Raw genomic sequence first — 22,465 nt, forward strand, 5'->3', positions numbered from 1 at the left:
TCACGGCTCGAACCGGAGGTAGTAGTCCCGCTGGAAGGCAACGCAGCGGCAGGGCAGTCGCTCACTGGAAGATTCACTGCAAGATATGGAGTGACAAACGCCCGCTTCTGTGCTTTCCGTTTCCGTAAAGGCGAGCCGAGGAGGGCGTGACGGGTAAACCTTGCCGCTGTGCGTATTTCACTTCTTTATCGGCGATAAAAATCCCTTGGCCTGCATCGGCTGACACGTAAGGGAGCTACCGTGCCCACGACTCTCGCTCAGAAGCTGTACCTGCTCTGCTATACCGTCAAGAAGGAGAAGTTCCAGCTCGACAATATTCAGGGGCGCGGCCAGCTGCTGCGGGCCGGGGCGATGACCGAGCTGGCCCGCGACGGTCTGCTGGACGCCACCGGGGGGAAGGTCCGGCGACTCCCCGGCAACCCGCCTGAGGACCCGTCCACCGCCGCAGTCTGGTACGACCTGCCTGAGGACAAGCCCAAGGGCTGGCTCAAGTTCCTGCACAACAAGGCCCACAAGGCCGAAACCCCGGTTCGCGACCAGCTGCTCGCCTCCGGGGATGTCGCCGTCACACGTCAGAAAAAGCTGGGGGTCGTATCCACCGACCGGGTCACCGTGGTGCACCCGGACCTGGTGCACGCCCTCCAGGACCGGGTGCGCGCGGCCGTTCTCGACGGCGCTCCCGCCGAGGACCTGACGGACGAGCTGGCCATGGCCGTCCTGGCCGTGGAGCTGGAGCTGACCTCGGTGTGGAGCAAGGAAGACCGCCGCACCCACAAGTCCGACCTCAAGGCGCATGCAGCGCGGTTCGACGCGTTCGTCCCCGGACTGCGTAAGGCACTGCGCGACTCCTATCTCGCGAGCCGGGCCGTGGGAGGCGGTTGGAGCGCCTGAACCGCAGTGCCACGCGACGAGAAACGCCCTAGGAACGCTGAAGCCGCAGCACGTGACCAGGAGTGATCGATGTCCCACCCCGAAGGCCGGCACGGCCCCTCCCCGACCAGCGACAGGAGCCCCAGGAGCACGCCGCCCCCCGCCCCGCGGCCGCCCATGCTCGAGTCCATGGGCGGCACGGCGGGATTCGTCTACTCGACCGTCCCGGTCGCGGTGTTCGTGATCGCTCTCGCCTTGCTGTCCACGAAGGCGGCCGTCATCGCGGCCGTCGCCACCGGTGCGGTGCTCACCGTGGTCCGGATGGTGCGCGGCGAACGTCTCCTCACCGCCTCCAGCAGCCTGACCGGCGTTCTGGTCGCGTCAGGCATCGTCGCGCTCACCGGTTCCGCCAAGGACTTCTTCCTGCTTGGCATCTGGGTGGCCTTCGCCGGTTTCCTCGCCACATTCGGTTCGGTCCTCTTCCGCCGTCCCCTGACCGGCGTGGCGTGGAACCTCCTGCACGGGGGCACGTACGCCTGGCGCGAGGACCGTCAGGTTCTGCGGGCACACGACATCGCCACCCTCGCCGCGGCACTCGTCCTCGGAGCCCGGTTCGTGGTGAAGCAGTGGCTCTACGTGCACGACGCCACCGGCTGGCTCGCCTTCGCGAAGATCGCCATGGGCACCCCCCTGACCGTGGTGGCCGCGCTAGTCGTCGCCTGGGCCTTCCGCAGAACGTCGAAGCGCCTGGTGGACAGCCGGCCGGCCGAGACGATCGCTCAGCAGGAGGCCGAACTCCCGCCTCGCCAGGGTGCGTCCAGGTAGCGACGCCGTCACGTCACATCAGTAGAGAAAGGGCCCCTGGATGTCGATCAGCCATACGCACGCGGAGACGGCGAGGGAACTCGGAGCTTTCGAGCGGACCATCGACCTTTACATGCACCGAAACCCCGTCCAGTTCTCCCTGGTCGCCGAGATCGGCCGGAAGGTCTCCGAGCAGACTCTGGCGCGGGCACTGCGGGATGTGCAGGCACTGCACCCGTTGCTTCGCGTCTCGGTCGACCGCCGGGCTCCCCAGGCCCGATACCGCTGGGCAGAGGGTCCGGTCAGGGTCGAAACGGCCGCCGAGGGAACTCCCTGGCAGGCGGTTGTCGCTGGTGAGCAGACGCGCCCCATCGCGCCGGAGCCCGGCCCGCTGATGCGGACCGTACTCATTCCCGCGGAGACCGGCAGCGTCATCGTGCTGACCTTCGCCCACCAGATCACCGACGGCACCGGCGGCATGCGGGTGGTGGCAGACCTTGTCGCCGCTCTCGACGGCGACAGGGAGGGCGGAGAGCCGGCCTCGGGGCGGGACGTACCGCCCTCCCAGGAGGCTCTCCTGCGAGCCCTCGACGCTGCGACACCCACCGTAGGCCCGCCCCAGGATGAACTGATGAACGCGCCCGGCGAGCTGACGCAGTTCTCTGGACGGGCACCGCACGTTTCCGCCTTGGCCTTGCAACGCGGTCTGACCGCACGGCTCGTGAGCCGTTGCCGTACTGAGGGCGTGTCCGTGCACGCCGCCCTGTGCGCTGCCGCCTGCACGGTCTTCCACCGAGCGGGCCGCACCCGGGTGAGGGTGCTGAGCCCGATCGACCTGCGCCGTGCCGCAGGCCTGCCCGACGCTGTCGCCAACCGGTTCGCGGGAGCGCGCACGGCGAGCGAGGCATCCCAGGCCCGGGATTTCTGGGAACTGGCCCGGCAGCATCACCAGGCTCTGGAACGCCAGCGCGCACCGCAGGTACTCAAGACCGGCTCGGAGGCGCTGGCCCAGCAGCCGCCGGCCACCCCTGAAGAGGCCGAGGCGATGATGACCGTTGTCACCGCCGCCGACATCCAGATCACCAACCTCGGGGTGGTGAAGACGCCGGCACACGGCCGCACCTGTCTCACCGCTCTGTGGGGGCCGACGCAGACCACCCAACTGCGCGGTGAGCACGTCCTCGGTGTCGTTACCGTCGGGGGACGCCTGCGCATGACAGAGCTGACCCGCGACCCCGTGGCCGTCCTGCTGCCCGACATGGCAACCGTCCTCGCCCAGCAGTGCGCCGAGCCCGACTCCCCGCCTTCCTGATCCGCTCAGGACGCCGAGCTCTGTCTCCGATATACCGCCGGCCGTCCGGCGGCTCGGAACGCCCTCGCCGACCGAGGCAGAACGCTACGAACTTCGCTGACCACCCGGTCTCCGAATCCACGCTGCGCCCTCGACGGCCGCACCCGATGAGCAACACACAGGAGTGACCATGCAGTCCCCTACCGATGCCGATGCCGATGCCGATGCCCGCGACGCAGTCAGCACTGCCTTGCTGGCTGAGCTGCGGTCCCATATTCCAGCGGGCCGTGTGCTCACCAACGGACCGGAGTACACACGGGCAGTGGCGTTGTTCAACGCAGCGGTCGATGTCCGTCCCTCTGTCGTCGTGCGGTGCGCGACCACCGCTGACGTGCAGGCCGGAGTACGCGCGTCTCGTAACCATGGGGTGCCGCTCTCGGTGCGTGGCGGGGGTCACGACTTCTGGGGCCGGGCGTTCCGTCCCGGTGGGCTGGTTCTCGATCTGACCGACATGCGGGGAGTCCAGGTCGACATCAACCACCGTTTCGCGACGGTGGGTGGCGGGGCGCTCTCGTCCGACGTCGTATCGGCCGCCGAGCGGGTGGGCCTGACTGCCGTCACCGGAACGGCGGGCACCGTCGGAATGGTCGGCCTCACGCTCGGCGGCGGATACGGTCCCCTGATCGGGAAGTTCGGGCTCGCAGCCGACAACCTGCTCGGTGCCGAAGTCGTCCTGGCCGACGGTTCGCGAGTGAACACCGACGCTGAACATCATCCGGACCTCTTCTGGGCGTTGCGCGGCGGTGGCGGCAACTTCGGTGTCGTGACCTCGGCCCGGATCCGTCTGCACCCCGTGCCGACAGTGGTGTCGGGAACCATCTTGTACCCGATCGCCCGGAGCGCCGACATTCTGGCCGACCTCGGTGGGATCCTTCAGGACAGTCCCGACGAGCTGACGGTGGACGTGGGGTTCCTTCCCGGCCCGGACGGCAGGCCGGCGGTGTACGTCGCGCCGACCTGGTCGGGGGATCTTGAGGTGGGGAACGCAGAGAACGGGCCGGTGCGTGCCCTGGGCCGACTCGGTACACCCATGCTCGCCGAGGTTGGACCGGTCGCCCGTTCTGCGGCGCTGGCCGCGACGGACGCCATGTTCCCGCCCGGGCGGATGGGCGCGATTCGCACGCGGACCGTCCAGAGCGTCACCGGCCCCTTCGCGACCGTGCTGGAGCGAGCTGCCCAGGAGTTCACCTCACCGTTCTCCGCGATCGTGTGGCACCAGTTCCACGGTGCAGCCGCCCGTCCGCCTCTCGGCTCGACGGCTTTCGGCCGACGCGAACCGCACCTGATGGTCGAGCTGATCTCCATGTGGGAGAGCGGCGAAAGCAAGGACCGCGTAGGACGTGGCGACGGCAGCTCACCACACCTGCGCTGGCTGGAAGAGCTTCACGCAGCCCTCGAGCCATTCTCAGTGCCGGGCGGTTACGTGAACTTCCTGGGGCCGGAGACTCCCGACCAGGTTGCGAACTCCTACGGGCCGAACACCGAGCGCTTGCTCGCCGTGAAGTCCGCAGTCGACCCGGACTCCGTCTTCGCCGCCACACCGCTCCCCACGGGGACTGCCGACGCCGGATCCACGCCCGTGTGAGGCGTAGGCGGCGCGAACAGCGAAAAACACTGTGCAGAGAATCGCCTGCTGGCGCAGATCACGGCCGGAGCCGACCCCTGATCTTCTTCTGCAACAGGCTTTGGGCCGTGTCCCACATGGTCAGCTTGAGGAACCGTCTGTAGCAGCAGAGAGCAACCACCTGGCCTTTCTCGGTCTCGCCGCCGCCCTCTGCTGCTACAGGCGACTCGTCCGACTCGCCACGTAGGACACGGTCTTGGCGGTCGTTTCTGCCTTAAAAGGAGCTTCCTTCCGTGTTGCTCGAGGCGGGATCGTCGTCCCGACGCGGCTGGCGGGGTTGATGTGGCGGTCGTGCCCTATGGGGTGACGGCTGAGATGGGATACGGCTTGCGCCTGTCTCGTCCCGAGATGCCGGCGGAACGTGCTCCTGCCGGTCGCGCTGCACGCCTGGGCGCACAGCCCCTGGTCGGCGGTATGCCCGGGTCATGGCCGAACGCCGTCCGTGTCCGAGTGGTCTGTCCGATGCCCGCTGGGCGTTGATCGAGCCGGTGCTGAGTGCGTGGCGGGTCGAGCGGCGCCGGCATGCGCTGAACACCGGCCGCCCGCCCGACGGCCGGAGCATGGTGATCCAGTGCAAGCGCTACTCGACGAAGGGCAGGATCCCGAGCCGTGAGGTCCGGGACCACCTCGGCCTGTGGAACAACGGCGCCTCACCCCTGTCCCTCGCCGCGGTGAACGGCGCGGGCCAGGGCGACCGGAGGCATCGCGTCCGCTGGAAGGAGACGTATGAGTAGGAGGTTCCGGACCGGGCAGGGCACGGACGATGTCCGCCGCCCGCTCGGCACCGGTCTCGGGGGCAGGCCGTATGCCGAAGAGCCGTATGCCGAAGAGGGGCGGGAGAGAACCCGATCCTGTCTCCTGGATCGCTTGAGCGCACGAATGGGCGCAGAATGCGGTAAATGGGCTCCGTACGTCGGCGTGGGCCGTTGAGGGGTGACTGGTGTGCTTGATGTCCCGCTTTGGCTGTGGCTGGCGTTCGCCGCGACCGTGGTGGTGTCGCTGGTGGTGGACCTGCTGGCCCATCGCACCGCGCACGTCATCGGCTTCAGGGAGGCCGGCGCCTGGAGCGCCCTGTGGGTGGGCCTCGCCCTGATCTTCGGTGTGGTCGTCTTCCTGGTTCTCGGCACGACGGCGGGTACGGAGTACACCACCGCGTGGCTCCTGGAGAAGAGCCTGTCGGTCGACAACCTCTTCGTCTTCGCCGTGATCTTCGCGTACTTCAAGGTGCCCCGCGCCTACCAGCACCGTGTGCTGTTCTTCGGCGTCATGGGTGCCCTGATCTTCCGCGGGATCTTCCTCACCCTCGGCGTCGCCGTGGTCAGCCGCTTCACCGTCGTGCTCTTCGCCTTCGCCGCCGTCCTCTTCTACAGCGCCTACAAGCTCCTCAAGGGTGAGGAGGAGAGCTTCGACCCGGGCAGGAGCTTCGCCGTACGGCTGCTCCGCAAGATCATGCCGGTCCGCGACGAGTACGCCGGCACGAAGTTCTTCGTCAGGGAAGCCGGCAAACGCGTGGCCACCCCGCTCCTGGCGGTGGTGGCCGCCATCGAGGCAGCCGACCTGATCTTCGCCGTGGACAGCGTTCCCGCCGTTCTCGCCGTCAGTGACGACGCCTTCATCGTCTACACCAGCAACGCGTTCGCCATTCTCGGTCTGCGGGCCCTCTACTTCCTGCTCTCAGGGCTCTTGGACCGGTTCCACTACCTGAGCAAGGGCCTCGCGATCATCCTCGCCTTCATCGGCGTCAAGCTCGTCCTCCAGGCGGCCCACAAGACGATCAGCACCAGCATTCCCGAGATCCCCTCACCGGTCAGCCTCGCGGTCATCGTCGTCGTCCTGGCCGTTTCCGTGGCCCTCAGCCTGCTCCGGCCCCCTCCGCCCCACCCGGTGCCCACCGGTCCGGACGCGGACGGAGAAGAGGCCTCGCCGCCGGATTCGGCGCCCACCGAGAACCCCGGCGCGGGCGGAGGCACGCCCACCGAGCAGGGCCGGGACGGGAAGGATCCGCCTCGTCCGGCAGGCTGATCGACGCGGAGGAGGCGTGCACGTTCCCTCGCCGTGTCCACCCACGGTCCTTCGCCGAAGCGGGATCGAGTTCGGCGGCAGGCCGGGCCCCGAGGGCGAGGGCCCGGCGGGCCCGGTGGGGTCGGTGATGTCCGGTGGGAGGGGGTGCAGCACGGTTGCGGCCGGGGGCCCCGGGCCCGGAGTGACGTCACCGACCCCTGCGCGGTCATCGGGCGGCGACGGTCCCGGTGTCCTCTGCGTCGTCCGACGCCGCCTCGGCCGTGGCCGTGGCCGCAGGAGTGGGGGCGGCGGTGGGGTTCTTCGGCCCGCGCAGCGCGATGTGGACGAACAGCACACCCATCACGGCGACGCCCGCCCACATGGCCTGCTGCCATCCGTCGACGAAGGACTGCCGGGCGGCGTGGACCAGGTCCTGAGCGTGCGGGCCCGCACCGCCCGCGGCCTCGACGGCGTTGGCGATGCCCTCGCGTGCGGTGTCCGCGGTCCCCTGGGGGACGCCGTCCAGCCTGTCGTCGATGGCGCTCCGGTAGCCGGCGGACAGGAGCGCGCCGAGCATGGCGACCCCGAGTGCGGTGCCGAACTCACGGGTGACGTCGTTGAGGGCGGAGGCGACACCCTGCTTCTCGCGTGGCAGGGAGCCGGTGATGGCCTCGGTGGAGGGTGTCATCGACAGGCCCATGCCGATACCCATGGCGAGCATGCCGGGCAGGACGGACAGGTAGCCGCCGGCGACGGAGACGAAGAGGGCCATGAGCGCCAGACCGGCGCCGGCCAGCGCGATTCCCGCGGTCATGGTCGAGCGGGCGCCGATGCGCGCGGCCAGCCCGGGAGCCAGGCCGGACGCCGTCATCATCATGACGGCCATGGGCATCAGCGCCACCGTGGAGAGCAGTCCCGACCAGCCGAGCACGGCCTGGAAGAACGGGAAGAGGACCACGGCGATACCTGCCTGGACACCGAAGACCACCAGCAGGGTGATCGAGCCGCCGGCGAGGCCGCGCTCACGGAACAGGCGTACGTCCAGCAGCGAGGCGTCCCGGCGGCGCAGCTCCCAGGCCACGAAGCCGGCCCCGGCGACGAGGCCGGCAGCAAGGCTGATCAGGGTCGCGGCGGTGGTCCAGCCGCGCTCCGGTCCCTCCTGCAGGACGAAGATGAGCCCGACCACCGCGACGGCCGACAGCAGCGCGCCGACGGTGTCGAAGGCGTGGGCGGACCTCTCGTGGGAGTTGGGAACCGACTTCAGCGTCATGGCCAGAGCGACGACCACCAGGACCACCGGCAGGACGAACAGCCAACGCCAGTCCGCGACGTCGACGAGGAGGGCGGAGAGGAACATGCCCAGGATGCCCCCGCCACCGGCGACACCGGTCCACACGCCGATCGCGTTGCCGCGCTGCTCCTCGGGGAACGTGGAGGTGATGACGGCAAGGGTGATGGGCATGATCATCGCCGCGCCGATGCCACCGGCCACGCGTGCGGCGAGCATGACCTCCGCGGTCGGGGCCAGTCCCGCCGCGATGCTCGCGACGCCGAAGACGGCAAGTCCGGCGATCAGCATGGGCTTGCGCCCCAGACGGTCACCGATGGCGCCGAGCGGCAGCAGCAGCGCGGCCAGGGCGAGGGTGTAGATGTTGATGATCCACAGGACCGTGTTCTGCGAGGCGTCGAACTCGACCGCCATGTGGGTCTGGGCGACGTTCAGCCCGGACACCGACGCGATGACGGCCATCAGTGCGACCGAGACGGCGATCAGGATCGTGCGCAGCTGACGCGCGTCCGGCGCGACCCCGCCGACCCCGCCGACCCCGGCAGGGGTCGTCACCTGCGAGGGCTGGTGCGTATTCGTGTTCGCGCTCATGGATTCCTCGGATTCCTCTCAAAAGGGGCGTGTGGAACCGGCGCCGGGGCATGGCGGGCAGAGGCCGGTTGCCGGGCGAATGAGGTGGTGAGCCGGTACGGCCCGCGTGCCGGACGGTGATGGCGCCCCGGGCCGTGGTCCCGCCCGTTCCGGACCACCCGCAAGGACCGTAACCATGCTTTGCGTTCAGGGCATACGATGTTGCCCATGACGCAAAATGATGACGAGCTGGACAGCCTGGTACGCAAACGGATCCGGGCCCTGCGCGTGGCCCAGGGCTGGTCCCTGGAGGAACTGGCCACCCGCGCCAATGTCAGCCAGTCCACGCTCTCCCGCATCGAGAACGGTCGGCGTCGTCTCGCGCTGGACCAGCTGGTCATCCTCGCCCGCGCCCTGGACACGTCCCTGGACCAGCTGGTGGAGACCGCCTCCGACGATGTCGTCACCAGCCCGATGATCGACGGCGCCCACGGCCTGATGCGCTGGCCCGTGAAGGCCGACCCCGGCATGACCGTCATGCGTCAGCGCATCACCGAGCCGCCCCCGGACAACCCCTCGCGCATGCGCGCCCACCCCGGCCGCGAATGGCTCGTCGTCCTCTCCGGCACCGCGATCCTGATGCTGGGCCACCGCCGCTTCCGCGTCGAGACCAACCAGGCCGCGGAGTTCCCCACCATGCTGCCGCACGACATCGGCGCCGAGGGCGGCCCGTGCGAGATCCTGGGCATCTTCGACCGCGACGCCCGCCGCGGCCACCAGCGCGACATCGTCGGCAAGGACGCCGGTGGCGACCGAGACGCGGGCGGCTCCCGCACGTGACCCCGCGCCGCGACGGACGTCTTGCGCGTCCGGCACCCCGGGCGGCCACCTCCTTGCGTGTGACGAAAGTGATCGTGCCGTACGCGCATGGTCGTCCTAGCGTGGGGACATGACCCACACACACCCGCACACCCCTCACCACGGCGCGTCCCACAGCCACCACAGCCACCACAGCCACCACGGTGACCACAGCCACCACGGCGACCACAGCCACCACGGCTCCGACCTCGGCAGTCAGGCAGAGATCCTCGACCTGGACGCGGAAGTCCTCGCCGAGCACACCGCCGCCATCACCTCATGGCTGCCCGTCGAGGCGGCCCCACGCGAGATCGTGGACCTGGGCTGCGGGACGGGTACCGGCACCTTCGCCCTCCTCGACCGCTTCCCCGAGGCCCACGTCACCGCCGTCGACTCCTCGGCCGAACACCTTCACCGCCTGCGGGAGAAGGCGCGCGCCGAGGGAGTGCGGGAGCGCGTGCGCACCGTGCAGGCCGACCTCGACGCCGCCGACTGGCCCCACCTCGGCACGCCCGGTCTCGTATGGGCCTCCGCCTCGATGCACCACATGGCAGACCCCGGCCACGCCCTGCGCACCGTCCACGACGTGCTCGCCCCCGGCGGTCTGTTCGCCGTCGTCGAGCTGGCCGGCCACCCCCGCTTCCTGCCCGAAAGCGCACCCGAGAACCGGCTCGGCCTGGAAAACCGCTGCCACGCCGCGACCGACCGCTTCCACGCCGAACACATGCCCCACCGGGGCGCCGACTGGGGACCGATGCTCACCGCAGCCGGGTTCACCCTCGAGGGCGAACGCACCCTCGCGGTGAACATCGAGGGCTCCCGCGCCGAGGCGATCGGCCGCTACGCCCTGGCCACCCTGCAACGCGTCCGCGGCGCCGCAGCCGAAGCGCTCTCGCCCGAGGACCTCGCCGCTCTCGACCAGCTCCTCGACACCACCGGCCCCCACAGCATCCTGCACCGCACCGACCTCACCGTACGCACCGAACGCACCGTCTGGGCCGCCCGCCGCACGAACTGAACCACCGCCCACCGCCGACGAGTTCGGGCGACCTGCCGGACCGGACCCGCACCAGCCTGCTGCTGCTCGGCGAAGCGCAGGACCGCGCGGTCACGGTTCCGGGCAGGGCGAGCGGGACGGCGACGCGGGCCGGCGTGCCCGTGCGGGACTCGCTCAGCGACCGGGGCCCTCCGGCAGCTTGAGGCCCACCGCGACGAAGCCGAACAGGCCGATCAGCACGGTGGACCCGGCGGTACGGCCCTCAACGTCATCCATTGGCCGGCGCGAGGACCGGTGAACCCCCGCTCAGGAGGGGATCCGGACACCGGGAGGCCGTCACCCCCCGCTGCATTTCCTCTGCCGTAGCCATACGGGAACCGGACCCGGTGGAGCAGCACCACTGCAGCACCACTGCAGCACCGGGGAGGGGAACGGAGGGACCGCCGGGAGCCGTGGCCGTGGCGGTCCCTCCGCGTGTGCGCGGGGAACCGGGCACGGGCCTCAGTCGCCGCAGAACTCCGCCTCCATGACCGCGTTGCCGTCCCCCGCCCAGTCACCGTTGAAGTTGAACGCCAGGGAGTGCCGGCCGTCCTTCGTCGTGCCGGCGCCGGTCCCGGAGCCGGAGATGCCGCCGCTGTGGCCCCAGACGCTCATGCCGCAGCTCAGCGTCACCTTCATCAGGCCGAGGCCGTAGCCTCGGCCGGAGCCCGTGGACACCGTGGTGGTCATCTCGTCCAGCTGCTCCTGGGGGAGCAGCCGGCCCGTCAGCAGGGCACGGTAGAAGCGGTTCAGGTCCTTGGAGTCGGAGATCATCTCGCCCGCCGAGAAGGCGCGGGACGGGTTGAGACGCGTGACGTCATAGGTGGGACCCGTCGCGGTGGGCGCCAGCTTGGAGTAGGTGCGGCTGCTGGGCCGGGGCAGGGAGACACGGGTGCCGGGAACCGAGGTGGCGGTCAGGTGCAGGGGCTCGATGACGCGCCGGCGGATCTCCTCGCCGTAAGGCCGGCCGGTGGCCTTCTCGATCACCAGGCCGACCAGGACGTAGTTGGTGTTGGAGTACCTCCAGGAGGCGCCGGGCTCGAAGACCGGCTCGTGGGCCAGGGCGATCCGCACCAGTTCCCCCGGGGCCAGGGTGTTGTAGCGGTGCTCGAAGAAGCCCTCCTTCGTGGAGTACGCGTGGCGGTAGTCCTCGTCCGCCGTGTAGTCGAAGATGCCGCTGGTGTGGTTCAGCAACTGCCTCAGGGTGATCCGGGTGCCGTCGTGGCCGTTGCCGGTCACCAGACCGGGCAGCCAGGTGTCGACGGTGTCGTCCAGGGACAGCCTGCCCTCCGCCTCCAGTTGCAGCAGCACCGTCGCCACGAAGGTCTTGGTGATGCTGCCGACCCGGTAGTGGTCGTGCGGGGAGCGCTTCTGTCCCGTGCGGAGGTCGCCCACCCCGGCGGTCGCCGACCAGGTGCCCCGCCGGTCTGTCGCCGCCGCCGTCACCCCGGGCACACCGGCGGCGACCGCGGCCCGCATCGCCTGGCGGGTCGCCAGATGGCCGCCGGTGTCGGTGGCGTTCCCCGTTCCGGCTCCCGGTCCCGGGGGCGCCGCCACGGCGGGGGCCGCCAGAACCACCGAGAGGGCTGCCGCCCCCACCGCCACCGCCGTCGTCCGCATCCACATCCGCACGCCCGTGCCTCCCCTGTCCCTTGGGTGTGGTCGCAGGAAGGGACCGCGGACAGGGCCGCCGGGGTTGCCCCGGCCAAGGTGATCGGCCGGTTTCCGTCCTTCTTCATCCGGACCGGCCCTCTGAGGCGGAGGTGCGTGACACCCCCGGACGTCCGTGCTCCGTCAGCCACGGTTGCCTCTTGAACGCTCGGCGAACCGGGTCGCCGGGACGCCGCCGGAGGGGAGCGGTTACCGGGGTTGCTGTATTTCCGCCGAACTCGCCACTGACGGCCGGCACTCGCGAGCGGCGCCCCCTCCACCCGGAGCCCGAGCGCCCCCGCCGAAGGCACGTCCATACCGTGGCCCCGACTGCAGGAACCACTCTCGGCCGGCCGCTGATGGCCACGGAAAACCGGATCGCCGTGCTTGTCGAAGACCTCGGCGTCGTCTCCCGAGTTCACCCGGACCGTGATGCCCCGACTACGCACGACCACGTTGAACGGCGACTCCTCCGGCTCCGCGTGGGTCACCACGGTGAACTGAACTCCTCACCAGGACGCGTCCAATACGTACAGATGCACGCTCCGAATCCGCGGGCATCCGGCCGACAAGCCGTGTGCCCGGTTCGTGGCGAATCCGTACCTCGCGGTACGCCCGCCCTTGCGGGCGTTCCTCCACGCTCAACAGCGCCCGGCTCCACGGGAGTGTCACAGGGCTCTCCCGCCCTCCCGCCTGCGAGCAGCCCGGATGCAACCCTCGCGGCCCGTCGCGAGTCAGAGACACCGCGATGAGGCGAGGGCCTTCGCACAACCGGTCCACAGGAACGGCATACGATGCGCGCGACCCTCATGAAGATCACATAAGAGGATGTACACGTCATGACAATCCGTGCCCCGTATCGTTCCCTTCGCGGCATATCCGCCGTTGCCGCCCTGCTCGCGATCGGCGCGGTGGGATGCTCGGACGTCTCCGACGCCGTCGACAGCACCAAGGACGGCGCGAAGAAGGTGGCTCGCCAGCGCTCGGTGTTCTCGCTGGACATCGGCGACTGCTACAACCCGAACGGCAAGGCCGAGGGGGCGGCGTACGCCGTCGAGGTCGTGCCCTGCGACGAGGCGCACGAGGGCCAGGTCGTCGGCGAGTTCGCGATCGACCAGGGCAAGGAGTACCCCGGTGACGACGGGGTCACGACGATCGCGGACACCCGCTGTCCGGTCGAGGCGCAGAAGTACGCCCCGGACACCTGGGCACTCCCCAAGGGTGTCTTCCTCTCCTCCTACACCCCGACCAGGGAGAGCTGGGCGACGGGTGACCGCGCGGTGAGCTGCACCTACACCGCGGAGAAGGGCGCGTTCAGCGGCTCGCTGGACACCGCCAAGTCCCTCGAGCCCGAACAGAGCACGTACCTCGAGGGTTCGAACGCGGTCTACGAGGCCCTGTGGGCGAACCAGCCCGAGAAGGACACCGTCGAGGACGACCTGGCCGGTTACAAGGCGCAGGCCAAGGCAGTCGAGGCCGCCCTCGGGGTACACGTCAAGGGCCTGGAAGGCATCGAGGGCACCGAGGTCGGCAAGCTCCGCGCGACGCTGACGAAGGCGGCCGGGAACTGGAAGAAGGCCGCGAACGCCGCCGACGCCGACGCGTTCTACATCGCCTACGACCCGGCGTTCACCGACATCGACCCGAACAAGTCGGTCGCCGCCCGCAAGGAACTGGGCCTGGCCACCACCGTCCCGGCCGACGAGGCCGAGGTCTGGGCGGGCTGACGCTCCGTCGGGTTGGCGGGGCCGTGTCCGTCAAGGACCAGGCCCCGCTTCCCGGGGCCTGTCCGGTCCTGCCGCCGGCCGCATGGGCCAGGCCCGCCGGCCCATGCGCCGGAAGACCGCCCTGAACGCCTTTGGCATCACCTTCGACGGCCGACTGTCGGCAGCCCGTCACTGGCTCCCACCACTCCGGTCGCACCACTTGTTCGGCAGACCCTCGCCCGAGGCCCGGCCGGTGGACGGTGTACGACCTGATCCGTACGCGACGGCTGCCCTCGGTCACCATCGGCCGACGCCGGCGTATCCCGGCCTCCGCCCCGGGCGACTTCATCGCGGAACAGACGGAACAGGCGGAACAGGCGGAGCGTGCGGCCTGGTGACCAGGCGTCGGAGCCATGGTGACGGCGGCCTGCACCGGGACGAGGAACGGCAACGGCAGAGGCCGGGAACGAGGTCGAGGAGGTGGTGCGGGACCACGAGGAAGGTCTCGTCATCGCCCCCACCAACTGCACGGCCAAGGACGCGGTGACGGACTGGCTCGCGTACGGCGGCCTGGCGGGCATGGTCCTCAGAGGGCGTTTGAAGTGGGCAACTTGCCGTTTACGTCCTAGTACGTTCCTCGCCAGGTGGGTGTCGTCTCGTCCGTTATGCGCCTGGTGAGGTTGCCGATCGAGGCGATGTGGATCATGGCCTCGGAGCTGGTGGTGAGGGTCTCGTAGTCGCGGGCGAGGCGGCGGTGCATCATGAGCCAACCGATACTCCGCTCGACCACCCAGCGCCTTTTTACGATCTGAAAGCCGCGGGTCTCCGGGTTCCTGTTGACGACTTCGACATCGATTCCGAGGCGGGCGCCGTGCTCGACGACAGCGTTCTTGAAGCCGGTGTCGACCCAGCTCTTGGAGAGGGTCGGGTACGTCTCCTTCGCCTGGTCGAGGAGACGGATTCCCAGGGCGTTCTCCGACAGGCTGGCGGCGGTGACGGTAACGGCGAGGATGAGGCCGATCGTGTCGGTGAGGATGCCGCGCTTCCGACCGACGATCTTCTTCGCGGCGTCCGTTCCCTGGCTGGTCACGGGCACGTTGGTGGAAGTCTTCACGCTCTGGGTGTCGATCACGGAGGCGGTCGGTTCAGGCTTGCGCCCTTCCTTCACGCGGGCCAGTCCGGTCAGGTCGTAATTGAGCCGGGCGAAGATTCCTTCGTCGCGCCAGGCCGCGTAGTAGGCATAGACGGTGCCGTGGTTCGGGAAGTCATGTGGAAGGTATTTCCAGGGGATTCCCGTGCGGTTCACGTAGAGGATCGCGTTGAAGACGTCGCGTAAATCGACTTTGGCCGGCTGCCCGGTTGGCCTGCGGTCGAGCCGGGCCTTTCTCCAGGCCGTCAACGTCGGCTCGATCAGGGCCCATCGGGCGTCGGACAGGTCGCTGGGGTACGGCTTGCGCTCGCTCACGACGTAGCGTGATCATGAGCGAGGCGGAATGTTCGATTCCGCTGTTCATTGGGCGATTCCACGGCAACTTCAAACCAGACGGACTTCCAGGCATGGAAGCGAACGAGACGGATGGCTGAGCATCCGCCCTGGAGACCGCCATTCGCCACCTACGGGATGAAGGCCCCCAAAGCAGGGCAGGGGCGAGAGCCGCATTTAGGGCTTAACCTGCATAAACGCCCTCTGAGGCAGGAAGAGGGCGCCGCCCGCGCGTAGTCTGTCCAGCGTGCCCTGGGCCCTCTGGCGGACATCGGGTGAGTCGTCGCGAAAATAGATCAATCGGTACTGGCCTCTGGTGACGAAGTCCATCTCGTGGAGTTCATAGCCGAGTTCGGACGCGAACGCCGCGATCTTGTCGGAGATCATGGCCTCGAAACCACCGAGCAGGAACTCGGCACGGCCCCGGCCATCAAATTGGACCAGGATCTCTGCATCCCTCAACGCGCGGTCCCCCCTTCCTGCCAGGCTGCGTTCTGCCTCGCCGCCGGCTTTCCAGGCGAGTCCAATGATCGTGGCGATCACGTGGCCAGTGCGACGAGCGTGAAACGGACCCGCAGACCGGGGATCGGGAGACCGAGCGGTCAGTCGTGCGGAACTTCCTCGTTCACCGTCTCCCCGAAGCGCCACGAGCCCCGGTTGCCCACAGCCTCCGCGCGCAGGCCCGCCTCCCAGGCGATACGGGCGGCCCGGCGCTGCGACACGTCGGGGTAGTCCTCGGGGCGCACCTTGATGTAGCCGCGACGGTCAGCAGGGTACGTGCGCAGGGCGTCACGCAGCTTCTCCTCCTGCTCGGCCTGCGTGGTGTGGTTGTGGGTGACAGTCTTGTACACCTTCCGTGTGACGCCCGGACCCTTGCGTGCCTCCCGTCTCCATGCAGCCTCCGATCCCCACCATGTCGTCAAACCGATGGTGATGAGTGCGGCAAGGGCGAGCGCTCCTGCGCCGATCAGCTCACCGGTGGCGTCCACGTCGCCCAGAGCTTCGGGGGCGAACTCGCCCTCGGGATCCTCGATCACCGTCAGCACTTGGCCGACGTCGTAGGGGTCCGACGTCATGTCCATCTCCGGTCCTCGGACCCGAGTGCCGTCCTGTCTCTCCAGGGTGTAGCGGGTGTGGGGGCCCTCGCGTCCCTTAGCGGGAGTGGTCCGTTCCTTCGCCACCGTGGCTGTGACCCTCTCGCCGCGCTGCTGAAGGGAGAGGTTGTCGCGCGCCATGTCGGTGACAGGCGCGCAGATCGCCGACAGGAGCACGATGAACAGCGCCGCATACACACTCGGCTCTTTGGCTCCAAGCCTATGAATCAGCACGCTGAGCAACACACCGTGCGCGATCCATAGGAGAACCAGGACGACAAACCCGACATCGTCCACCAGCAGGGACATTCCCGCGATCACGGCGAGCACGTAGCAGCCGATGCCGACCGCCAGCAGGATGGGGAACCGCGTACGCCTCTTTCGCGCGTCATCCTCTGCTTGTGCAACGCTGATCATGCTGGCTTCTCCGTTTCCGCGGCAGCCGAGCCGTCGACCACTGGGCCCTGTCCCCTGTGCGGTTCCTTAGTTGAGACCGACTTCATGATGCCGCTGAGCACATCGAGGTATTCGGACCAGTGCTTGTTGTCCTCCGTCGTGAAGACGAAGAGAGCCGATCCTGGGCCGGTCTTGAGCGGCACACAAAACTGGGCCTGTCGGACCCTGGTGGGGATGGGGTCGGCCAGGCCGAAGAGATCGCCAGGGATCTGCAGTTCCTGATCCCGTATGCACAGGGCAGAGATGCCGTACGGCAGCATGACCAACCCGATATCGGCATCCGGGAACATGCTCCGCCACTGGGAGGCTGTGCGTTTCGCTGCCCCCTGCCTGTCCTGGCTCTGCGGGCCGGTCTCCGGCCTCTCGATGATCACGCAGAGGGTGCCCTGGGACAGCTCGTCCCCCGGCATACGCAGCAGGCAGCTGGAGACGTGCTCAGCGCCCGCAGCAATCATCATCTGGAGGATGTACTGGCTCGACACCACAAGTCTGAACTTCTGCTCCTGCGTCGCGGTGGCGAAGAGCGCGTCCGCCGCGTCCGCCATCCGCAGGATGCTCGTCTCGGGATCCTCGCCGAGGTCGAACTCCATGAAGCCCGGCGGTAGTTCGAACCACAAGTCTGGTGCGTCGGTGGGAGAGACGGCGGCACTGGAAGGCTCGATCGTGGTCGGTGCGTCGGTAGAGGCCATCAGTCCGTCAGCTCCCACGCACCCAGACCGATGGCACTGCCAACGGCGACGACACCGCCGGTGACGGCGGCAACTTTGCCTCCTCCGCCGCCCGGGGTGCCCGTGGCGATGTTACCGACGCCGGTGCCCCAGTTGGCGGCGTCGGCCCGACCGGCGCTCGTCTGATAGGCATTGACCGCGGTCGGCGCCGTCCAGGCGGTCTGGACGACAGCCTGGGTGACCTCTGTGGCAGTCAGAGCGGTACCGCGGGAGACACCCAGCTTGGTGGCGGCAGCCATCACTGGCTTGTCGATCACGTTTGCGACCAGGTCGGCCCCCTTCATCTCGTTCTTCGCCACCTTTCCGGCCGTTTTGATACCGACCTTGGCGCCATTGGCCAGCCCACCGGCTCCCCGTCCCGCTTTGACACCGGCCACGATGCCTGTCTTCGCCGCACCGACGCCGGGCACCATGCCGAGCAGGTCGCCGCCCAGCGTGAGCCAGTTGCCAGCGTTCTCACCAGAGGGCGGGAAGAGCCCGCTCACGCCATATTTCGCCGCGTGTGCCAAGAACGCCACCGCACTCAGCCCGATGGCTAGCGGAGCCAGTACTGGGCAGAAGATGGCAATGACGCCAAGCACAGAGGCTGCGACGGTGATCCAGTCCGAGTGCTTCTTGATCCAGTCTCCGATGTCGGAGAGCAACTCACCCACCTGACCCGGCAGATCGCCCAGGGCCTCGCCGAGGTCCGTGATGGCGTCCCCGAGCTTGTCCCACATGCCGGGCTCGTTCGGGGCGATGTCCATGGCTTTGTTCAGACGATCGGCTATCTCCTTGCCGTATTCCTGGTAGTTCTTCTTCATTGTGCGGCCCTTGCGGCGGAGTTCCTCCAGTTCGATTTCCTGGGAGTTCACCGCCCGGTTGGCCGCCTGGACCTTGTCCTTGTGTTCCTGGTCTTCCTTCTTGTCATCGTCGGCATCGTTGAGCTTGCCGACCTTCCCGTACGACTTGGCCAGCCGCTCGTTGACCTCGGCCGCTTGGGTCTCCAGCTTCACGGCGGCTGTCTGCTTGCGCGCCATGTACTCCGCCCAGTCCTCCAGGGCGGTGGCGGCGTCCCGGAACGAGTCTCGGGCGTCGTCCATGCGTGGGCGGAACTCGTCGTCGAACTTCTCCCGGAAGGCTTTTGCCGCCTTTCCCTTCCAGTCGCCGGCACCGGTGCCGTGCAGTACCTGGCAGATTTCGACTAGTGCCTTCGCCGTCCTGCGGACCGTCTTGGCCACATCGTCCGCCACCGTGTGGTCACCGGGGCAGGGCGCGAAACCCAGGGCCGGGAAGTCTTCCAACTTCGCTTCAGTCATAGCTACTTCCCACCCCCTTTGCCCTGGTTCTTGTGCGCCTGGGCAAGGTCGTCGTCCAGCTTCTCGAAGGATTCCTTGATCTTGAGCAGCGCCTTCGACGCGTTCCCGGAAAACTTGGTCAGCTGCTTGATGCCGTACGACCACTCGTCGCCGAAGTCATCCATGCGCCTGGCGAGTTCGGGCACGCCCATGGAGTCGCCGCTGACGCGCTCCATCTCCTGGCCGGGCTTCTTCATCAAGTGGGCTATGTGGTCGAGGTTGTGCCTCACCCGGTTCAGTACTTCGTAGTCGATCGACAGGTCGCTCACGGTCCCCCGCTCCTGTTCCGTTGGTGTCCTCGCCGACCGCCGCTGGAAGGCTGGCGATCAGCGGTTGATGGACTGGATCTCCTGGACGTTCATGTCCTGGGTGGTCTCGAAGGTGCCGTTCGGCAGATCGCCCGCCGCGCCGCCGGAGCCTTCCCAGGAGATTGCCCAGGTGACAGACGCCGTCAGCTGGAACGGCTCTCCGCTGCTCGCGCGCAGGTAGGTGAGGCCACACGGTGGCGTCTTGCCGGCGTCGCCCTTGGTGTACGCCGTGTCGATCGAGCCGTCGTCGTTGATCTCGCAGTCGCCGGAGGCCGGGTAGGTCTGGGCGTCGTCGGTTCCGGGCTCCAGGTGCAGGGTGACCGGCTTCGCGGTGGTCTCCGCCCACACACCGGTGTTGGGCAGTTCGGCGCGCACCTTGACGTCCTTGAAGGTCGCCCAGTCCAGCCACACCCACGTGGGCAGGTTCACCGTGGACTTGCCTTCAGGCTTCAGCTCGATCTCGGTATCGGGGATGTGGATCTTGTCGTAGGCATAGGCGGCGAGGACGTCCGGGGTGGGAGCGCGCTCGTCATCGGGGATGGTGCCGGCGTTCTGCCAGAACAACGTGCGCTCGCAGTCGTACGCATCGATGTCGTTCGCCATGTTCTTGTTGATGACCCCGCGCCAGAACATGCCGTCCTTGCCGAGGTTGAAGTTCTCGTAGCCCTCTTCGCCGTCGCTCTGCTGGTCGCCTTTCTCGTAGCGGTTCACCATCAGATCCTCGCCCCAGCTGAGCGAGGGAGTGACGCGCACGAGCTCCCCGCCCTTCTTGAGCTGCTCCACGCCGTTCTTCAGCTGCTGAGGCGTCGCCACCGGCTCGTACCAGCAAGGTGGGGGCGTCCAGCTGGGGTCCACCGGGGCGAGTCCCTTGGGGGAGCTGCCCGCCTTGCCGCCGCTGACCTGTGTGACCTTGATGTTGGTGGCGTCGGCTTTCGCAGTGAGCATGTTGCCGGAGGACCCGCCTGAGGGGCCCTGCGGTGGCTGGGTGGGAGCAGCGTCGTCGCCCTCGCCATAGCCGTACGCGCCCGTGGCGGAGGTCATCAGGGCAACTAACGCCACCGCGACCAGGAAAGGGCCGCCCTTACTTGTCCCCTTCACTGCCCGCACGCTCCCCGCTCGGTCTCCACTGAACGGGTCTTCCACACGCCCTCGGAGGTCTTCTCCAGCGTCGTGCGGTACTGAAGGTACGGACTCACGTCGGTGGGGGTACCCACGACCTTGTTCGTCTTACGGTTCTTGGTGGACGCATCGCCTTCATCCACGCAGTAGAAGAGCACACCCAACCCCTGGCTGTTCAGGCGAACCTGGGAGTCGAAGACTCTTACTTTGCCGATCAGGCTGTCGTCAGTTTTCACATAGCCCTTGATCCACTTCTGGGAGGACTCCAGGGCAACGCCCGAGTTGTAGAAGGCCACGTAACTGGCATCAGGGTCGGCTTCGATGATCGCCGCGTGGTCAGCCCGCAGCGCTTCCTTGCCGTCGTCCATGATCGCCTGCAACTTCGGGTCGCTGTTCGTCCAGCCCTCGAAGTTCATCTGGAACGAGTCCGGCAGTTTGATCTCCGGCCGCCCGGTACCACCCGGCGAAGCCGAAGCGGACGCACTGGCCGCAGCCGAAGCCTTCCCGCCCCCTTGATCCGCGCCCTCGATCTTGTCGGAGTCCGAGTCGTCACCCCCTCCCGAATTACAGGCCGTCAGCAGCAGGGCCACGGATGCGGTGAGCGCGGCCGTCACCAGCCGGGCAGGGCAATTCACTGTGAACTCCGTTGAGGTGGGGGGGGGGAGGTGAAGCGAATCAACGCTATCCGTGACCGCTTGGTGACACCAGAGCGGGGTCTGTTAAGCCTTGGGACAGATGAGATAGACCACCACAAGACGGAATCCGCGCATACGCACCTATGCGCCCTCGGTTGTTCAGCAGGGGAAGTCGCGGCGACGGACCGTGCCGGGTTGCGCTGCGACCCCCGGGCCGGCGGGAGGAAACCGCGGGAGGGGGCTCCACCTGGACAGAAGCGCTGATGCGGCCAGGGCAACCACCGGGGTCGACGGCGACGATCCAGTGCCCGCTATTGGGGATGGTGACCTAGAGGGGAGAGCGAGAGCGAGTGGCGCTGCCACCGAGGGCCCGGTACCTCTTTCCCGACTTGTAACTGCTGTACGCGCTGCGGGTCATCACGTGCACGTTGGCCTTGTTGCGCACGGCGACGATGACCCTGGAGCCCTTCTTGAGGTTGCCGAGTCTTTGTACAGGTGGTCCACGAGCTCTCCTAGGGGACGCGCGGTACAGCACGTACCAGCCTAAGCTTGACTCTGTCGGGGATCTTGGTGGTCTGCTCAGTCTCGGGCGGACCGCCAAGACCTCGGCCGGGGGATCCCGTGCTGGTCCAGGTAGTTCTGGAAGGCGGTCGGCGGCCGGGACGGGGGTGCTTGTCCGGCCGGCGGCTGTCGGCTGAGGCGCTCGATGTTCGTGGCGATAGCTGTGAACACGTGCTGTAAGTGGGCTTTGTGCTGTCCCCGGTAGCGGCAGTGGCGCATGCCGTGTCCGTGGGCGAGCTCGTTGATGGTGCCTTCCACTCCGGAGCGGACCGCGTAGCGGGCCTGCCATTCGGACGTCTGCTGTTCGGCGCGCACGCGGAGTTGCAGGTCACGGAGTTCGCGCGGGGGAAAGCCCACGCTCCGGGCGCCGTCGGCGGTGGTCGTGCAGCGACTGCGGACCGGGCAGGGACGGCACTGGCTCTTGGTGAACCGCGCAATGATCAGAGGCGCCGCGGTGGGTGAGGAGGTCGGATAAGGGCCGTGCCATCCCGCGCTGGTCTCGCCCTGCGGGCAGGTGACCTGACGGCGGTCGAAGTCGATGTGGAAGTCGTCGCGGCCGAAACCGTTGTTCCTGCGGTTCTGGCGGGTGGTGTTGACCGGCAGTGGCCCGGTGACCGTGACCTGGTGTTCGCGGGCCGCCTGTTCCAGATGGACCAGGGAGGTGTAGCCGCCGTCGACCAGGTGCTCGGCAGGCAGCAGACCGCGGCGCTTGAGCCGGGTGTGGATGCCGGGCAGCGCCTTCGCGTCGTAGCCGGTGGCGTCGGTGGTGGCCACATCCGTGATCACGTTGACGCCGTCAGGGTCACAGGTCTCGGTGAGATGCGCGACGAACCCTTTCCAGCGGGTGACGTGTCCGCGACGTGCGTAGCGGGCGGTCGGGTCGTAGGGCGAGACGACTGCGACGGCCGAGGGCGGCAGCCCGCCTTCCTCGGTGGTGCGCCAGCGCAGGCGGCCGGCCCCGTCGTGGTAGTAGTTCTGCACCATGA

At 68.2% G+C, this 22,465-nt stretch carries 20 protein-coding genes and 1 pseudogene; 10 read left to right on the plus strand and 11 right to left on the minus strand.

Annotated features, from left to right (window positions below):
• Positions 1–240: 240 nt before the first annotated feature.
• The 6 genes and pseudogenes from ACWZEH_RS18670 (at position 241) to ACWZEH_RS18695 (ending at position 6,671) form a co-directional block, all read left to right on the plus strand.
• Positions 241–891: a GOLPH3/VPS74 family protein gene (locus ACWZEH_RS18670; RefSeq protein ID WP_456192312.1), complete on the plus strand. Its 651-nt coding sequence runs from the start codon at positions 241–243 to the stop codon at positions 889–891.
• A 69-nt stretch (positions 892–960) separates the two neighbouring features.
• The gene (locus ACWZEH_RS18675; RefSeq protein WP_456192313.1) at positions 961–1,695 is read left to right on the plus strand and encodes a DUF3159 domain-containing protein; all 735 of its coding nucleotides are present in this window, start codon (positions 961–963) and stop codon (positions 1,693–1,695) included.
• A gap of 40 nt (positions 1,696–1,735) precedes the next feature.
• On the plus strand, positions 1,736–2,986 hold the full coding sequence (locus ACWZEH_RS18680) for a phthiocerol/phthiodiolone dimycocerosyl transferase family protein (protein ID WP_456192314.1): 1,251 nt from the start codon (positions 1,736–1,738) through the stop codon (positions 2,984–2,986).
• Between the two features lie 169 nt (positions 2,987–3,155).
• On the plus strand, positions 3,156–4,610 hold the full coding sequence (locus ACWZEH_RS18685; protein WP_456192315.1) for an FAD-binding oxidoreductase: 1,455 nt from the start codon (positions 3,156–3,158) through the stop codon (positions 4,608–4,610).
• 464 nt (positions 4,611–5,074) lie between these two features.
• Positions 5,075–5,194 (plus strand): annotated as a pseudogene (locus tag ACWZEH_RS18690) (IS5 family transposase); the annotation flags it as partial.
• 397 nt (positions 5,195–5,591) lie between these two features.
• Positions 5,592–6,671, plus strand: a complete 1,080-nt coding sequence (locus tag ACWZEH_RS18695; RefSeq protein WP_456192316.1) for a TerC family protein — start codon at positions 5,592–5,594, stop codon at positions 6,669–6,671.
• Positions 6,672–6,876: 205 nt separating this feature from the next.
• Here the strand turns inward: ACWZEH_RS18695 and ACWZEH_RS18700 are convergent, their stop codons facing one another.
• On the minus strand, positions 6,877–8,529 hold the full coding sequence (locus ACWZEH_RS18700; RefSeq protein ID WP_456192317.1) for an MFS transporter: 1,653 nt from the start codon (positions 8,527–8,529) through the stop codon (positions 6,877–6,879).
• Positions 8,530–8,736: 207 nt separating this feature from the next.
• Between ACWZEH_RS18700 and ACWZEH_RS18705 the strand changes: the two genes are divergently transcribed.
• Both ACWZEH_RS18705 and ACWZEH_RS18710 read left to right on the plus strand, forming a co-directional pair.
• Positions 8,737–9,348 (plus strand): helix-turn-helix domain-containing protein, encoded by a 612-nt coding sequence (locus tag ACWZEH_RS18705; protein WP_456192318.1) that lies wholly within the window; start codon positions 8,737–8,739, stop codon positions 9,346–9,348.
• 109 nt (positions 9,349–9,457) lie between these two features.
• Positions 9,458–10,384, plus strand: coding sequence for a class I SAM-dependent methyltransferase (locus ACWZEH_RS18710; protein ID WP_456192319.1), 927 nt, complete (start codon positions 9,458–9,460; stop codon positions 10,382–10,384).
• 480 nt (positions 10,385–10,864) lie between these two features.
• On the opposite strand, the gene ACWZEH_RS18715 is transcribed toward ACWZEH_RS18710, so the two are convergent.
• Positions 10,865–12,028 (minus strand): serine hydrolase domain-containing protein, encoded by a 1,164-nt coding sequence (locus tag ACWZEH_RS18715; protein ID WP_456199678.1) that lies wholly within the window; start codon positions 12,026–12,028, stop codon positions 10,865–10,867.
• 863 nt (positions 12,029–12,891) lie between these two features.
• On the opposite strand from ACWZEH_RS18715, the gene ACWZEH_RS18720 reads away from it, so the two are divergent.
• Positions 12,892–13,779 (plus strand): septum formation family protein, encoded by an 888-nt coding sequence (locus tag ACWZEH_RS18720; RefSeq protein WP_456192320.1) that lies wholly within the window; start codon positions 12,892–12,894, stop codon positions 13,777–13,779.
• Between the two features lie 131 nt (positions 13,780–13,910).
• Entirely contained in the window at positions 13,911–14,156 is a 246-nt protein-coding gene (locus ACWZEH_RS18725; RefSeq protein ID WP_456192321.1) for a helix-turn-helix domain-containing protein, read from the plus strand.
• 227 nt (positions 14,157–14,383) lie between these two features.
• Here ACWZEH_RS18725 and ACWZEH_RS18730 read toward each other — a convergent pair whose 3' ends face one another.
• The 9 genes from ACWZEH_RS18730 to ACWZEH_RS18775 form a co-directional block, all read right to left on the minus strand.
• Positions 14,384–15,223 carry an IS5 family transposase gene (locus ACWZEH_RS18730; protein WP_456192207.1) on the minus strand — a complete coding sequence of 280 codons (840 nt, stop codon included), beginning with the start codon at positions 15,221–15,223 and terminating at the stop codon, positions 14,384–14,386.
• Between the two features lie 195 nt (positions 15,224–15,418).
• On the minus strand, positions 15,419–15,784 hold the full coding sequence (locus ACWZEH_RS18735; RefSeq protein WP_456192322.1) for a hypothetical protein: 366 nt from the start codon (positions 15,782–15,784) through the stop codon (positions 15,419–15,421).
• A gap of 59 nt (positions 15,785–15,843) precedes the next feature.
• Entirely contained in the window at positions 15,844–16,752 is a 909-nt protein-coding gene (locus tag ACWZEH_RS18740) for a hypothetical protein (protein ID WP_456192323.1), read from the minus strand.
• Positions 16,749–17,480 carry a hypothetical protein gene (locus ACWZEH_RS18745; RefSeq protein WP_456192324.1) on the minus strand — a complete coding sequence of 244 codons (732 nt, stop codon included), beginning with the start codon at positions 17,478–17,480 and terminating at the stop codon, positions 16,749–16,751. Before ACWZEH_RS18745 ends, ACWZEH_RS18740 begins: the two co-directional genes overlap by 4 nt.
• Positions 17,480–18,817 (minus strand): WXG100 family type VII secretion target, encoded by a 1,338-nt coding sequence (locus tag ACWZEH_RS18750; protein WP_456192325.1) that lies wholly within the window; start codon positions 18,815–18,817, stop codon positions 17,480–17,482. Before ACWZEH_RS18750 ends, ACWZEH_RS18745 begins: the two co-directional genes overlap by 1 nt.
• Positions 18,818–18,819: 2 nt before the next feature.
• Positions 18,820–19,125 carry a hypothetical protein gene (locus ACWZEH_RS18755; protein WP_248510718.1) on the minus strand — a complete coding sequence of 102 codons (306 nt, stop codon included), beginning with the start codon at positions 19,123–19,125 and terminating at the stop codon, positions 18,820–18,822.
• A gap of 57 nt (positions 19,126–19,182) precedes the next feature.
• A complete protein-coding gene (locus ACWZEH_RS18760) occupies positions 19,183–20,205 on the minus strand; it encodes a hypothetical protein (RefSeq protein ID WP_456192326.1) in 1,023 nt (340 codons plus the stop codon).
• Between the two features lie 53 nt (positions 20,206–20,258).
• Positions 20,259–20,873, minus strand: a complete 615-nt coding sequence (locus ACWZEH_RS18765; RefSeq protein ID WP_456192327.1) for a hypothetical protein — start codon at positions 20,871–20,873, stop codon at positions 20,259–20,261.
• Between the two features lie 624 nt (positions 20,874–21,497).
• Positions 21,498–22,463 carry a transposase gene (locus ACWZEH_RS18775; protein ID WP_456199680.1) on the minus strand — a complete coding sequence of 322 codons (966 nt, stop codon included), beginning with the start codon at positions 22,461–22,463 and terminating at the stop codon, positions 21,498–21,500.
• Positions 22,464–22,465 lie beyond the last annotated feature (2 nt).

The sequence above is a fragment of the Streptomyces yamdrokensis genome, assembly GCF_053890455.1.

Coding starts and splice junctions, on each gene's coding strand:
- ACWZEH_RS18705 (WP_456192318.1), top strand. CDS start 8,737: ATGACGCAAAATGATGACGAGCTGGACAGCCTGGTACGCAAACGGATC.
- ACWZEH_RS18710 (WP_456192319.1), top strand. CDS start 9,458: ATGACCCACACACACCCGCACACCCCTCACCACGGCGCGTCCCACAGC.
- ACWZEH_RS18675 (WP_456192313.1), top strand. CDS start 961: ATGTCCCACCCCGAAGGCCGGCACGGCCCCTCCCCGACCAGCGACAGG.
- ACWZEH_RS18750 (WP_456192325.1), bottom strand. CDS start 18,817: ATGACTGAAGCGAAGTTGGAAGACTTCCCGGCCCTGGGTTTCGCGCCC.
- ACWZEH_RS18760 (WP_456192326.1), bottom strand. CDS start 20,205: ATGACCTCCGCCACGGGCGCGTACGGCTATGGCGAGGGCGACGACGCT.
- ACWZEH_RS18720 (WP_456192320.1), top strand. CDS start 12,892: ATGACAATCCGTGCCCCGTATCGTTCCCTTCGCGGCATATCCGCCGTT.
- ACWZEH_RS18700 (WP_456192317.1), bottom strand. CDS start 8,529: ATGAGCGCGAACACGAATACGCACCAGCCCTCGCAGGTGACGACCCCT.
- ACWZEH_RS18745 (WP_456192324.1), bottom strand. CDS start 17,480: ATGGCCTCTACCGACGCACCGACCACGATCGAGCCTTCCAGTGCCGCC.
- ACWZEH_RS18740 (WP_456192323.1), bottom strand. CDS start 16,752: ATGATCAGCGTTGCACAAGCAGAGGATGACGCGCGAAAGAGGCGTACG.
- ACWZEH_RS18685 (WP_456192315.1), top strand. CDS start 3,156: ATGCAGTCCCCTACCGATGCCGATGCCGATGCCGATGCCCGCGACGCA.
- ACWZEH_RS18715 (WP_456199678.1), bottom strand. CDS start 12,028: ATGTGGATGCGGACGACGGCGGTGGCGGTGGGGGCGGCAGCCCTCTCG.
- ACWZEH_RS18775 (WP_456199680.1), bottom strand. CDS start 22,463: ATGGTGCAGAACTACTACCACGACGGGGCCGGCCGCCTGCGCTGGCGC.
- ACWZEH_RS18680 (WP_456192314.1), top strand. CDS start 1,736: ATGTCGATCAGCCATACGCACGCGGAGACGGCGAGGGAACTCGGAGCT.